The organism is Stenotrophomonas geniculata ATCC 19374 = JCM 13324 (assembly GCF_001431625.1).
In the GTDB taxonomy this organism is placed as follows: domain Bacteria; phylum Pseudomonadota; class Gammaproteobacteria; order Xanthomonadales; family Xanthomonadaceae; genus Stenotrophomonas; species Stenotrophomonas geniculata.
In genome coordinates, this window is record NZ_LLXT01000134.1 from 1 (window position 1) to 12,291 (window position 12,291).

Annotated in this window: 13 protein-coding genes; 4 read left to right on the forward strand and 9 right to left on the reverse strand. The window is 67.6% G+C overall.

Annotated features, from left to right (window positions below; all coding sequences use genetic code 11):
- Positions 1-161 precede the first annotated feature (161 nt).
- The gene (locus ARC63_RS17290) at positions 162-1,079 is read left to right on the forward strand and encodes a LysR family transcriptional regulator (RefSeq protein ID WP_057503917.1); all 918 of its coding nucleotides are present in this window, start codon (positions 162-164) and stop codon (positions 1,077-1,079) included.
- Between the two features lie 129 nt (positions 1,080-1,208).
- Here the strand turns inward: ARC63_RS17290 and ARC63_RS17295 are convergent, their stop codons facing one another.
- Positions 1,209-2,465 (reverse strand): MFS transporter, encoded by a 1,257-nt coding sequence (locus tag ARC63_RS17295; RefSeq protein WP_057503918.1) that lies wholly within the window; start codon positions 2,463-2,465, stop codon positions 1,209-1,211.
- Between the two features lie 124 nt (positions 2,466-2,589).
- A complete protein-coding gene (gene lepB, locus ARC63_RS17300) occupies positions 2,590-3,216 on the reverse strand; it encodes a signal peptidase I (RefSeq protein ID WP_010487079.1) in 627 nt (208 codons plus the stop codon).
- Positions 3,217-3,473: 257 nt separating this feature from the next.
- Between lepB and ARC63_RS17305 the strand changes: the two genes are divergently transcribed.
- Both ARC63_RS17305 and ARC63_RS17310 read left to right on the forward strand, forming a co-directional pair.
- On the forward strand, positions 3,474-3,875 hold the full coding sequence (locus ARC63_RS17305) for a hypothetical protein (protein ID WP_010487081.1): 402 nt from the start codon (positions 3,474-3,476) through the stop codon (positions 3,873-3,875).
- Between the two features lie 3 nt (positions 3,876-3,878).
- The gene (locus tag ARC63_RS17310) at positions 3,879-4,325 is read left to right on the forward strand and encodes a 3-dehydroquinate dehydratase (protein WP_004153636.1); all 447 of its coding nucleotides are present in this window, start codon (positions 3,879-3,881) and stop codon (positions 4,323-4,325) included.
- Positions 4,326-4,460: 135 nt separating this feature from the next.
- Here ARC63_RS17310 and dcp read toward each other — a convergent pair whose 3' ends face one another.
- The 3 genes from dcp to arfB all read right to left on the reverse strand — a co-directional run bounded on the left by dcp (position 4,461) and on the right by arfB (position 7,767).
- Positions 4,461-6,617, reverse strand: a complete 2,157-nt coding sequence (gene dcp / locus ARC63_RS17315; protein ID WP_057503919.1) for a peptidyl-dipeptidase Dcp — start codon at positions 6,615-6,617, stop codon at positions 4,461-4,463.
- A 111-nt stretch (positions 6,618-6,728) separates the two neighbouring features.
- Positions 6,729-7,289, reverse strand: coding sequence for a lysophospholipid acyltransferase family protein (locus ARC63_RS17320; RefSeq protein ID WP_224329368.1), 561 nt, complete (start codon positions 7,287-7,289; stop codon positions 6,729-6,731).
- Between the two features lie 46 nt (positions 7,290-7,335).
- Positions 7,336-7,767 (reverse strand): alternative ribosome rescue aminoacyl-tRNA hydrolase ArfB, encoded by a 432-nt coding sequence (gene arfB, locus ARC63_RS17325; RefSeq protein WP_005420755.1) that lies wholly within the window; start codon positions 7,765-7,767, stop codon positions 7,336-7,338.
- Positions 7,768-7,900: 133 nt separating this feature from the next.
- On the opposite strand from arfB, the gene ARC63_RS17330 reads away from it, so the two are divergent.
- Entirely contained in the window at positions 7,901-8,428 is a 528-nt protein-coding gene (locus tag ARC63_RS17330) for a DUF2059 domain-containing protein (protein ID WP_010487093.1), read from the forward strand.
- A gap of 70 nt (positions 8,429-8,498) precedes the next feature.
- On the opposite strand, the gene ARC63_RS17335 is transcribed toward ARC63_RS17330, so the two are convergent.
- The 4 genes from ARC63_RS17335 to ARC63_RS17350 form a co-directional block, all read right to left on the reverse strand.
- Complete coding sequence (locus tag ARC63_RS17335; protein ID WP_057503920.1) at positions 8,499-9,242, reverse strand: pseudouridine synthase; 744 nt, start codon at positions 9,240-9,242, stop codon at positions 8,499-8,501.
- 107 nt (positions 9,243-9,349) lie between these two features.
- Positions 9,350-9,928 (reverse strand): O-methyltransferase, encoded by a 579-nt coding sequence (locus tag ARC63_RS17340; protein WP_057503921.1) that lies wholly within the window; start codon positions 9,926-9,928, stop codon positions 9,350-9,352.
- A 5-nt stretch (positions 9,929-9,933) separates the two neighbouring features.
- On the reverse strand, positions 9,934-11,589 hold the full coding sequence (gene ubiB, locus ARC63_RS17345) for a ubiquinone biosynthesis regulatory protein kinase UbiB (RefSeq protein WP_057503922.1): 1,656 nt from the start codon (positions 11,587-11,589) through the stop codon (positions 9,934-9,936).
- The gene (locus ARC63_RS17350; protein ID WP_019337432.1) at positions 11,586-12,221 is read right to left on the reverse strand and encodes a ubiquinone biosynthesis accessory factor UbiJ; all 636 of its coding nucleotides are present in this window, start codon (positions 12,219-12,221) and stop codon (positions 11,586-11,588) included. Before ARC63_RS17350 ends, ubiB begins: the two co-directional genes overlap by 4 nt.
- Positions 12,222-12,291 lie beyond the last annotated feature (70 nt).

Consider the following 12,291-nt stretch of genomic DNA (forward strand, 5'->3'; position numbering starts at 1 on the left):
CGGACCCACCCCGCCTTCGACCGTTTTCTGCGAACTGTGGCAAATGCTTCCCATGGTGGATGCCGACCGTTGGTCGGCACGGGGTCGGATCCCGTTGCTGCGCAACGGGCTCTGACCCCGCCTCTGATTCATTTCCGGCTGACGATGAATAAACTGGACCCATGTCCATCGAACTCCGTCACCTGCGCTACTTCCTCGCTGTTGCCGATACACTGCACTTCGGCCAGGCGGCGGAGCGGTTGGGGATGTCGCAGCCGCCGCTCAGCCAGCAGATCCGCCAGCTGGAGGAACTGATCGGGGCGCGCCTGTTCGTGCGCAGCCACCGTCGTGTGCAGCTGACGCCTGCCGGTGAGCTGCTGCAGGAGCGTGCACGCGCCATCGTGCAGCAGGTGGAAACAGCGGTGGACGAGGTGCAGCGCGCGCAGCGCGGCGAGCAGGGCGAACTGCGTATCGGCCTGACCCGGGCCACGCCACTGTCACCGCAGATTCCGCGTTCGATCCTGCGCTACCGCCAGCAGTACCCGCAGGTACGGCTGCAGCTGAGCGAGATGAACACGCTGCAGCAGATCGATGCGCTGCTCGACGGCAGCCTGGACGTGGGCATCATCCGCAAGCGCGCGTTGCCGCCGGAACTGGTGGCGCACAGCCTGTTCGTCGATCCGCTGGCGTTGATCGTGCATGCCGGCCACCCTGCCCTGCACAGGCTTTCGAAGCAGGGCACGTTGTCGCTGCGCGACTTCGCGCAGGAGCCGTTCGTGGCATTTCGCCGCAGCGCCGGTGCGGGCATCCATGACCACATGATCGCGTTGTGCGCGGCCGCCGGGTTCACGCCGCGCATCGCGCAGGCGGCGGGCGAAGCCTCGACCCTGATCAGTCTTGCTGCTGCCGGCCTGGGTGCGGCGATCCTGCCGTCGTCCTGCGATCACATCCGGGTGGAGGGCGCGCGCTTCGTGGCGCTGGCCGATGCCGGTGCGCATTCGGAGGTGCAGCTGGCGTGGCACCGCGAGGGGGTGACGCCGCTGATCCGCAATTTCGCCACGCTGCTGCGCGGGGCATTCGCCGGTAGAGTCGACTGTTAGTCGACTATCGCGCGCAGCGCGGGGTTTTCGCGATCTGATGGAAGAGCAGTCGACTAACAGTCGACTCTACCTCGGCAAACCCGCCACACCGTGGTTGCCGGCCAGCGGCCGGCACTACCGTGCGTTGGATCACGCCGTCACCGGCTGCGGGGCGCGCTGCTGCAGCGCCCAGACAATGCCACCGCCGATCAGGGTCAGCACGGCGGCGAACAGGCACACACCCCGCCAGTCCCACGCCGCATAAGCCAGGCCGCCTAAACCACCGAGCACACTCGAACCCAGGTAATAGGCAAACAGGTACAGCGCCGAGGCTTCCGCGCGCATCGTGCCGGCACGGCTGCCAACCCAGCTGCTGGCCACCGAGTGACCACCGAAGAAGCCGAACGTGACCAGCGCGATGCCGAGTGCCATTGTGCTCAGCCAAGGCAATGCCAGCAGCGCGATGCCGGCACCGATCAGCGCGAACGAGATCGACAGGATGCGGCCGCGTCCGTAACGCGTAGCCTGCTGGCCCATCCACGCCGAACTGAAAGTGCCCACCAGGTAGACGCTGAAGATCAGGCCTACCACGGTCTGGCTGAGGTGGTACGGCGGCGCCAGCAGGTGGTAGCCCAGGTAGTTGTAGAGGGTGACGAACACGCCCATCAGCACGAACGAGGTGGCGAACAGCCACGGCAGGCCCGGGTCGGCGAACAGCAGGCGCCAGCGTGACGGCAACTGGCGCAGGCCATCACGGCGGGGGTGGAAGTGACGCGACGGCGGCAGCTGCAGCCACAGCAGCACGGTGCTGGCCACGGCGATGATCGAGACCACGCCGATGCCCCAGCGCCAGTCCCAGTGGTCGGCGATGATGCCTGCCAGCAGTCGCCCGCTCATGCCACCGATGGCGTTGCCGCCGATGTACAGGCCCATCGCCAGGCCCAGCGCGCGGCTGTCCATTTCCTCCACCAGGTAGGTCATCGCGACCGCCGGCACGCCGCTCAGCGCCAGGCCGAGCAGGGTGCGCAGCACCAGCAGCGTGGTCCAGTCATCCACCAATGCCGTGCTTAGCGACAGCATGGCCGAGGCCAGCAGCGCAGCGATCATCAACGGGCGGCGGCCGACCGCATCGGACAACAGCCCGGCCAGCAGCATGGCCACCGCCAGCGTGCCGGTGGTCAGCGACAGCGACATTGCGCTGCCGGCGGCGGACACGCCGAAGTGGCGGCTGAATTCGGGCAGCAGCGGCTGCACCGTGTACAGCAGCCCGAAGGTGGAGAAGCCGGCCAGGAACAGCGCCAGCGCGGTGCGGCGGAAAGCCGGCGTGCCCTGCTGGATGCGGGTGTCGGAAGCGGGGTCAACAGCGTGGGGGCGGCGTTCGACGGTCGCGGCGGTTTCGCCAGTCATGGGATCGGTGGGCCGGTGGGGACGGCCGGGTATGGGAGGGAACGGGCCTCAGACTAGGCCCGTCCATCCAGTCGATCCATAACCTGATAGGTCAGGATTGATACACAGAAAGTATCAATTCAGCTTACAGGCGCTGCCACTCGAAGCCGGCGCCCCGGCGGTAGTACACCGCCACCGCACGGCCGTAGACCTTGTCAGCGTCGACGAAGCCGAAGAAGCGGCCATCGAAGCTGTTGCCGCGGTGGTCACCCAGCACCAGCACCTTACCGTCGGGCACCACCAGATCGGCGATGTCCGGGCCGCCGCCCATGTCCAGATCGAGGCGGGCACGGCGTTCACCGAAGGCTTCCACGTCCTGCAGGTCGGCGGTCTGCAGTGGCTGGCCGTTGATGCTCAGGTGCCCTTCGTGCAGCTGCACATGGTCACCGGCCACCGCGGCCACCCGCTTGATCAGGCGGGTACCGTCGGCCGGCGAATCGAACACCGCCACCTCGCCGCGCTGCGGGGTGCCGGTCGCCATCAGTTCCTTGCCGGTAAACGGCAGGCGCAGCCCATAGGCACGCATGTCCACCACCACCCGGTCGCCGGGCTGCAGGGTCGGCTGCATCGAGCCACTGGGCACTACGTAGTGGTTGGCCAGGGTATCGCGGGCGGCGGCGAGCAGGCCGAGCATCACCAGCAACGGCAGCGCCTCTTTCTTCAGCCAGGCCAGCGCGCGTTCGGAAAAGGGAGGGCGGGCAACAGCGTCCATGGCAGGCTCCGGGTCAGTGGTAGCTGCATCAGACCACATCCGGGCCGAAGAGGTTCCCGCACCGGCTTGCTGTAGTGCCGAGCCCGCGCTCGGCTGCTCTTCAAGCGTCGGTGCACGCCAGCCGAGCGTAGGCTCGGCTCTACAGGATGGGTTACGCAGGTTTTACGCCGTGCCCCGGCCACGGGCATCGCACCTTTACGGCCAGCACGCGCATCGTGTCTCCACCGCGCCGCAGGGCGCATTCCGCAAGGTGTTGTATGACCCTCCTGGTGATCCGCCACGCGTCTCCGTCGGCGCCGCGCCCGCAGTTGCCGGCGCAGCTGAGCGGCCATCGCGTGCTGTGCAGCGACTGCGCCAGTCTGTCCGAAGTGCGCCAGTGCCTGTGCCAACCGCAGGCGCGCTCGGCCGACTGGGTGCTGCTGGATGTCGGCGTGGCCGACGAGGCGCAATGGCAGGCCGAGGGTGGCGCACTGCAGGCGGCGCTGGAACGGCTGCCGGCGCAGTACATCGAGCTGCAGTCGCCCAGCGAGCCCGGCCTGGATGCGCGCCTGCGCCTGCAGCACGGCCCCGCCGCGGTGGTGGTCGACCAGCGCAGCCAGCAGGCCGGCTATCCACTGTCGCTGGCCATCGTCGGCCGTCGCCTGGCGCAGGAGGGCTGAGCCATGTCGATCTTCATCATCCGTGGCCCGGAAGCGGCCGGCGCCTTGATCCGCACGGCGATGCCACTGCCGGCGCCGGTACTGAAGTCGCTGGTGCATCGCGCGATCGATGCCGGCACCAGCGTGGCGATCCGTGCCTGTGGCTCGGAACAGGAACTGCTGGACGCACTGCGCGTGGCCGACCACAGTCGCGGCGAAGTGACGCTGCTTGATCCGGGTGCGTGTGCCAACAGCCTGCGCCTGCAACGGTTGCTGCCCTATCTGCACAACGCGTACGTGGAAGTGCATGACGACGGCGCGGTGGCCGAGCCGTGCCTGCCGGCCGGTGTCGGCCAGCGCCTGGGCATCGCCGCCGGCTATGGCGCGCAGAGCTATGTGCTGGCGCTGGACATCGCACTGGATCACCTGGGGCTGGCCGAGCAGGCCAACCGGGTGCATGTGGGGACGTAGCGCGCTTCCTTTCGTGGGAAACCAGCCGAGCATGGGCTCGGCTCTACAAGGGCGCGAAAGGCAGCCGAGCGTAGGCTCGGCTCTACAAGAAGAGCAAAGAAAAACGGCGGGGTTGCCCCCGCCGTTTTCGCTTTCTTATTTCAGCCCGCGGAACTTCAGCAGCGGTTCCACCGACGGGTCCTTGCCGCGGAAATCGCGGTACAGGGTCGACAGCTCCACACTGTTGCCGCGCGAGAGGATCTTGTCGCGGAATTCCTGGCCGTTGGCCGCGGTCAGGCCACCGTGTTCGGTGAACCACTGGTAGGCGTCATGGTCCAGCACTTCGGCCCAGAAGTAGGCGTAGTAGCCGGCCGAGTAACCACCGCCCCAGATGTGGTCGAAGTAGGTGGTACGGTAACGCGGCGGCACCTGCGGCAGGTCGACCTTGAACTTCTTCAGCGCGCTGGCTTCAAAGGCGCCGACATCCTGCAGCGGCGCGTCGGCCTTCTGCGTGTGCCAGGCCAGGTCCAGCAGTGCGGCCGACAGGTACTCGGTGGTCGCGTAGCCCTGGTTGAAGCTGCGTGCCTTGAGGATCTTGTCGACCAGTTCCTGCGGCATCGCCTCGCCGGTCTTGTAGTGCTTGGCGTAGTTGGCGAACACCTTCGGATCCAGCGCCCAGTGCTCGTTGAACTGCGACGGGAACTCGACGAAATCACGCGAGGTGGCGGTGCCGGCAATCGACGGGTACTTCACGTTCGAGAACATGCCGTGCAGCGCATGGCCGAACTCATGGAACATGGTGGTGACGTCGTCGAAGCTGATCAGCGCAGGCTGGCCGGCGGCCGGCTTGGTGAAGTTGCAGACGTTGTAGACCACCGGCTTGGCACCGGTCAGGCCGTCCTGCTCGACGAACACGTCCATCCAGGCGCCGCCGGACTTGCTGTCACGCTTGAAGTAGTCGGTGTAGAACAGCGCCAGCGAGGTGCCGTCCTTGTCGAACACTTCGTACACCTTCATGTCCGGGTTGTAGGTCGGAATGTCGGTACGCGGCTTGAAGGTGATGCCGTACAGCTGGGTGGCGGCGTAGAAGACGCCGTTCTGCAGCACGTTGTCCAGTTCGAAGTACGGCTTGATCTGCGATTCGTCCAGATCGTACTTGGCCTTGCGCACCTGCTCGGCGTAGAAGTCCCAGTCCGAAGCGGCGACCTGGAAACCACCCTTCTGCGCGTCGATCACCTTCTGGATCTCGCCGGCTTCGGCGCGTGCCTTGGCGGTGGCGGCCGGCACGGTGTCGGTCAGCAGCTTGAGCGCGGCAGCCGGGGTCTTGGCCATCTGGTCGCCCAGCTGGTAGTCGGCGAAGGTGTCGAAGCCGAGCAGCTTGGCCTTCTGCGCACGCAGCTGGGCCAGGCGCTGCACGGTCTGCCGGGTGTCGTTGGCATCGCCGCGCTCGGCGCGGGTTTCCGAAGCCTTCAGCACGGCGGCGCGCTGGTCGCGGTCGCTCAGCGAGCCGAGCACCGGCTGCTGTGTGGTGTTCTGCAACGGCAGCAGGAACTTGCCATCCAGCTTGCGATCCTTGGCGGCGGTGGCAGCGTTGTTGATCGCATTCTCGTCCAGGCCGGCCAGCTTGGCCTTGTCGTCGACAACGACGGCCGCAGCGGCCGTGGCGGCCACCAGACGGGTATGGAACTGGGTGGAAAGGGTGGTTTCTTCCACGTTGAGCTTGCGCAGGCTCGCCTTGTCGGCGTCGGACAGCTGTGCGCCAGCGCGCACCAGGCCGTCGTAGTAATGCTCGACCAGGCGCTTCTGCACCGGGTCCAGTTCCAGCGTGTCACGCTGGTCGTACAGCGACTTCACGCGCGCGAACAGCTTCGGATCGAGGTTGATCTCGTCCTGGTGCGCGGCCAGCTTCGGCGCCACTTCTTCCTGGATCTTCTGGCGTGCATCGTTGGTATCGGCCTGGACCAGGCCGAAGAAAATGCGCGACACGCGGTTCAGGGTCTCGCCGCTGCGCTCCATCGCCACGATGGTGTTGTCGAAGGTGGCAGGCTCGCTGCTGTCGGCGATCTTGCGCACGTCGGCCAGGTGCTGGCGCATGCCTTCCTCGAACGCCGGCAGGTAGTCGCTGTCCTTGATCTTGTCGAACTGCGGCGCCTGGAACGGCAACGTGCTGGCGCTCAGCAGCGGATTGGTGGAGGCTTCGGCCGGCTGCTGGGCCGAGGCTTTCTGGGCATCGGACACGGGGGTGGACTCCTTGCCGGAACAGGCCGCCAGCGCCAGGCTGATGGCGGCGGCCAGGACTACGGTACGCGACATGTAAAACACTCCTTGGGCAGACGGTACGGGATACCAGCCCTCCACCCTACTCCTGTCGCGCTCGCCCGGCATGTGCCGGACGTGGCGTCTATGCGGCGGCCTGCGGCAGGCTCAGACCGTACCGCGGGTCTTGCCCATCCACGGCCGGTAGAACTCGCGGATGGCGGCCATGTCGGCGGCATCATCGCCGCTGGGCGTGAACAGCGGGCCGATGCCGATGGTCTTTTCCGGGTAGTGGAAATACGCGGCCAGGATCGGCACGTCGGCCATCCGGGCGATCTTCAGGAAGCCGGCCTTCCAGTCCTTCACGGCCTTGCGGGTGCCCTCGGGGGTGATGGCGAACCACATCTTCTCGTTGTTGCGCAGCAGGTCCACCGCCTGGCCCACCGTGCCCTGCGGCGAGCTGCGGTCCAGCGGGATCACGCCCAGCTTGTGCAGCAGCGGGCCCAGCGGCCACCAGAACAGCGATGCCTTGCCCAGCACCTTGACCTTCATTCCCAGCGCGATCTTGGCCGCCATGCCCCACAGGCCGTCCCAGTTGGACGAATGCGGCGCGATGATGAACACCAGGCGGGGAATGTCAGGCAGGGTGCCGGTCACCTTCCAGCCGCCCATGCGCAGGGTGCAGCGCGCCAGCCAGCGCAGGAAGGCGTTGGGTTTGACCTGCGGCATCTGCGGCGGCACGGCCGGCAGCAACGAAGTCGGGTTGTTCAAGCAATCACTCCCAGTCACGTGATGAGCGCCCGCGCTTGATCTGCGCGCGCCCGCGTTTGGCGTCCAGACGACGCAGTTTCGACCCGAGGGTCGGCTTGGTGGCCTTGCGCGGCTTGGGCACGCTCAGCCCGGCCTGGATGAAGGCCGCCAGCCGCTCGCGCGCATCCTCGCGATTGCGATCCTGGGTCCGGAAACGTTGCGCGTCGATGACCAGCACGCCTTCGCCGGTCATGCGCCGGTCACGCCGCGCCAACAGGCGCGCGCGCAACGGTTCGGGCAACGAGGGCGAGTTGGCCACATCGAAACGCAGTTCCACCGCGGTGGAGACCTTGTTGACGTTCTGGCCACCGGCACCGCTGGCACGCACGAACCGCTCGACGATCTCGCCGTCGGGGATTTCAAGCTGCGCGCTGATGGTGACCGGTCCACTGCCCATCCGCGCATTGTAGCGGCAGCCACGTGCCGGAGTGCGGCATCGCGCACCGTATGCCGCCGATCAGGTACCGAACACGCCGCCTTCGCCTTGGCTGCGGGTATGCTGGCCGTCCCATGTACCGCAGGAAGCCCGCATGACCCGCACCGCACCCGCCCTGCCGTCCCTGCTGCGCCGCGCCGCCCTGCTGCTGGCGCTGGCCGTGGCCAGCGTTCCGGCCCTGGCCGCGCCACCGACCGATGGCGACATCAACCGCCTGCTGTCCGCGTCACGGGCGCAGAGCATGATCGACACCATGCTGCCGCAGATCGAGGCGATGCAGCAGCAGCAGTTCCAGCAGGTGGCCGCACAGCGCCAGCTCAACGCCCAGCAGCAGGAACAGCTGAAGCGGATCCAGGCGCGGACCAGCCAGACCCTGCGCCAGGCCCTGTCGTGGCAGCAGCTGCGGCCGATGTACGTGGACCTCTACAAGAAGACCTTCAGCAAGGAAGACGTGCTGGCGATGGCCGAGTTCTACGAGAGCGCGGCCGGCCAGAGCCTGCTGGACAAGACCCCGGCGCTGATGCAGAACGTGATGGTGGCCATCCAGGCGCGCATGCAGCCGCTGTTCGCGGATCTGCAGAAGGACCTGGAAGCGATCGTCAACGAGCCGGAAAAGAAATAACGGGGTGCGCCGGGCCACGCCCGGCCGCTGGCTGTAGAGCCGAGCCCACGCTCGGCTTACCGCAGCAGCATCAGGCGTCGTCCACCTGCCAGCCGAACAGGCCCAGCGCCTTCTGGAACTCGCGGTCCAGCGGCGCACGCACATCCACCGTGCCACCGTCCGGATGCGGGAAACGCAGGCGCTCGGCATGCAGCAGCATGCGGTGCACGCCCTGCATGCGGAAGATGCGGTTGTGGCGACCATCACCGTGGCTGGTGTCGCCGATCATGTGATGCGAGAGATGCTTCAGGTGCCGGCGGATCTGCCGGAAGCGCCCGGTCTGCGGCTGGCAACGCAGCAGCGCGTAGCGCGAACGGGTGAACTCACCGACCGGGACCGACAGCTCGCCGGTGGCCAGGCGCTGGAAGTCGGTGACCGCCGGCTTCTTCACCGGCTTGCCCGGGCCACCGTCGAGGTCGTGGTCGACCCGCCAGGACAGTTCTGCCGGCCAGCCACGGCAGACGGTCAGGTAGTCCTTCAGCACTTCACCGCCCATCAACGCCTTGCCCAGCGCGCTGGCGGTTTCGCGGTCGAAGGCCAGCAGCAGGCAGCCGCTGGTGGCCCGGTCCAGGCGATGCACGAGGAAGATCGGGCGGCCCAGCTGCTCGCGCAGGCGGTCGGCCAGGAAGTCGTCTTCGCCACGGGCCAGCTTGCTGTCGTGGACCATCAGCCCGGCAGGCTTGTTGACCACGGCCAGGCGTTCATCCAGGTGCAGCAGCTGCAGGGGCGCGGTGTCGGTCTCGACCGCGGCGAGGGTCTCGGGTTCGGTGCTCACCGCGGGATTATAAAGGCCTGCCTTCTGTAGAGCCGAGCCCGCGCTCGGCGGCTCTGCGCGACCGGCAACGGCGTGCCAACCAAGGTTGGCACCTGCCTGTAGAGCAGTCAGGCGCTGCGTACGGCCAACAGCTCGCCATTGCCCACCGGCACCAGGCTGGTGCTGAAGTCCGGATCAGCCTCCAGCAGCGCCCGCAGCGGTTCCACCTGTTCTGCATGCGAGGTGGCGTTGTCCACCACCAGCAGGCCGCCGGGCCGCAGCACGCGGCGCAGCTGCGGCCACCAGCCGGCGTACTGCCCGCGATCCGAATCGAGGAACAGCAGGTCGACGCTGGCATCCGCGACCAGCGCCAGCCACGGTCCCGCATCGTCGTGGACCAGCGTGATGCGATCGGCCAGGCCACTGCGCGCGAAGGTGTCACGCGCCATCGCCACCTTGTCCTCGGCGTATTCGAGCGTGGTCACGTGGCCGTCGATGGCTGTGGCAGCCTCGGCCAGCCACAGCGTCGAATAGCCGTTGGAGGTGCCGATCTCCAGCACCTGGCGCGCAGCGCCGAAGCGGACCAGCACGGACAGGAATTCACCCGTCTCCGGCGTGATGTTGAGCATGCGGCGCCCGCGCGCGCTTTCGCGGGCATCGTTGTCGGCGCCGAAGCGGGCCAGTTCGTCCTTGAGTGCCTGCAGCATGGGACCTACTTCCACCACGCGCGCGCCAGCGCCACCACGCCGACCACACCGGACAGCCAGCTCCACATCGGCAGGTCGCCCCAGTACCAGCCCGGCGGCTGCACCACATAGATCAGCGCGGCGATGGCCAGCAGGCCGACACCGGTGATCGCGCCCACCGCACGCTTCTGCAGGCGCTGCACGCTGGCATCCAGTGCGGCCAGGTCGCGCGAACGCATCGACAGTTCGTGGCGGCCTTCCACCTGCTGGGTCAGCCAGGCGTGTACCAGGCGCGGCATGTCCGGCGCGTGGGTCATGATTTCCGGCAGGCGCTTGCCGATCTCGCGTACCACCCGGCGCGGGCTGTAGCGCTCGCGCAGGATCTTCGCCAGCACCGGCTTGGCCACTGCCCAGATGTCGATCTGCGGATCGAGCTGGCGGCCGACGCCTTCGATGTTCAGCAGGGTCTTCTGCAGCAGGATCAGCTGCGGCTGCAGGGTCAGCTGGTAACGCTGGGCCACGCGGAACAGCTTCATCAGCACTTCGGCCAGCGAGATCTGCGACAGCGGGCGGGTGAAGTACGGCTCGCACACCGAGCGCACGGCCGCTTCCAGGTCATCGATGCGCACGTTGTCCGGCATCCAGCGCGCCTGCACATGCAGTTCGGCGATGCGGCGGTAGTCGCGGTTGAAGATGGCCATGAAGTTCTCGGCCAGGTAGTACTGATCTTCCTGCGAGAGCTGGCCCATGATGCCGAAGTCCAGCGCGATGAAGCGCGGGTTGGCGCGACGCGACGGATCGGTGTCGACCCAGATGTTGCCGGCGTGCGCGTCGGCATGGAAGAAGTTGTCGCGGAACACCTGGGTGTAGAACACCCGCACGCCCTTGGCGGCCAGCGCCTTGCGGTCGATGCCGGCCTTGTCCAGCGCGGCGATGTCGTCGGACGGAATGCCCCACACGCGCTCCAGGGTCAGCGCGCGCTCGGCGGTGTGGCTCCAGATCACTTCCGGCACGTACAGGTCGTCGCTGTTTTCCCAGAAGCGGCGCAGCACGCTGGCATTGGCGCCTTCGCGCTGCAGGTCCAGCTCGGCGGACAGGGTGTTTTCGACCTCGGCCACCACTTCGCGCGGACGGATCTTGTCGGCGCGTGGATGGGTGCGCTCGACCAGGGCGGCCAGCGAATTGAGCAGGGCGATATCAGCGTCGATCTGCTTCTCGATGCCCGGGCGCAGCACCTTGACCACCACCTGGCGGCCATCGGCCAGCGTGGCCGCGTGCACCTGTGCGATGGAGGCCGAGGCCAGCGGTTCGGTGTCGAAACTGGCGAAGGCCTCGCTGACCGGCAGGCCGAGCGCTTCCTCGACGATGCGACGCGCGGTCTCACCATCGAACGGCTTGACCCGGTCCTGCAGCAGAGTCAGCTCATTGGCCACATCCGGCGGCACCAGATCGCGGCGGGTGGACAGGATCTGGCCGAACTTGACGAAGATCGGGCCGAGATCCTGCAGCGCCAGGCGCAGGCGCGCACCGCGCGACTGTGCGGCGATGTCGGCCGAGGCGCGCGGCACGAACGGCTTGGCCAGGCGCAACCAGCGCTCGGCCGGTGTGCCCTGCAGCAGGTCGTCGAGGCGGTAACGCAGGATCACCCGGCCGATGCGGCTGGCGCGCAGCACGGCCTTCATGCGGCACCCCGCAGGCGCTGTACGCGTGCACCAAGGCGCTCCACGTCGTCGCGCAGCACGTCCACATCATCGTGGAAGGCATCCAGTTCAGCGCGCGGCACTACATCGCGCGATTCCTCGGTGATGAATTCTGCGGCGCTGTGGGCCAGGTCGACCGCGCCCTGGCGTGCGTGCTGCAGGGCGCTGCGCAAGGTATTGGCGACCTGCACGCCCAGTACCTCGCCGAACACGCTGACGAAGGGCTGTTGCCAGTCCGGGTCGAAGCCCTTGGCGAGCTGCTGCAGGCGGCGTGCCAGTTCGGCGTCGCCGGCCACGCGCACGCGGCCCTTGCCGTTGTTGTCACCGCGCCGTGCGTTGGCCAGCAGCGGCAGCTGCGCGAGCACGCCGGCCAGGCTGCTGCGCACGGCCAGGTCGGCTTCCTGCGCATCCACCGGGCCGACCCGCAGCTGGTCGCCGTCGACGCTGATGCGCATGGCCAGCGACGGCGCTTCCAGGGTCAGATCGATATGCCGGCCATCCAGGCTGGTCAGCGCATGGCGGGTATCCGGATCCAGCGCCAGCGCGCGGTTCAGGGCGATCTGCAGGGCGCGGCCGGCGACCGGCTTGAGGGACTTGAGCAGGGAGAGAGCCATGTGTGCATTCTACCTGCGTGGGTGGGGGGCTTGGGCCGGGCTGCCGCCCGGCACCCGCAGAGGCAACGGC

What these genes read in the sequence shown, in the direction of transcription:
- ARC63_RS17290 (WP_057503917.1), top strand. Translation starts at nt 162, where the DNA reads ATGTCCATCGAACTCCGTCACCTGCGCTACTTCCTCGCTGTTGCCGAT.
- ARC63_RS17295 (WP_057503918.1), bottom strand. Translation starts at nt 2,465, where the DNA reads ATGACTGGCGAAACCGCCGCGACCGTCGAACGCCGCCCCCACGCTGTT.
- lepB (WP_010487079.1), bottom strand. Translation starts at nt 3,216, where the DNA reads ATGGACGCTGTTGCCCGCCCTCCCTTTTCCGAACGCGCGCTGGCCTGG.
- ARC63_RS17305 (WP_010487081.1), top strand. Translation starts at nt 3,474, where the DNA reads ATGACCCTCCTGGTGATCCGCCACGCGTCTCCGTCGGCGCCGCGCCCG.
- ARC63_RS17310 (WP_004153636.1), top strand. Translation starts at nt 3,879, where the DNA reads ATGTCGATCTTCATCATCCGTGGCCCGGAAGCGGCCGGCGCCTTGATC.
- dcp (WP_057503919.1), bottom strand. Translation starts at nt 6,617, where the DNA reads ATGTCGCGTACCGTAGTCCTGGCCGCCGCCATCAGCCTGGCGCTGGCG.
- ARC63_RS17320 (WP_224329368.1), bottom strand. Translation starts at nt 7,289, where the DNA reads ATGCCGCAGGTCAAACCCAACGCCTTCCTGCGCTGGCTGGCGCGCTGC.
- arfB (WP_005420755.1), bottom strand. Translation starts at nt 7,767, where the DNA reads ATGGGCAGTGGACCGGTCACCATCAGCGCGCAGCTTGAAATCCCCGAC.
- ARC63_RS17330 (WP_010487093.1), top strand. Translation starts at nt 7,901, where the DNA reads ATGACCCGCACCGCACCCGCCCTGCCGTCCCTGCTGCGCCGCGCCGCC.
- ARC63_RS17340 (WP_057503921.1), bottom strand. Translation starts at nt 9,928, where the DNA reads ATGCTGCAGGCACTCAAGGACGAACTGGCCCGCTTCGGCGCCGACAAC.
- ubiB (WP_057503922.1), bottom strand. Translation starts at nt 11,589, where the DNA reads ATGAAGGCCGTGCTGCGCGCCAGCCGCATCGGCCGGGTGATCCTGCGT.
- ARC63_RS17350 (WP_019337432.1), bottom strand. Translation starts at nt 12,221, where the DNA reads ATGGCTCTCTCCCTGCTCAAGTCCCTCAAGCCGGTCGCCGGCCGCGCC.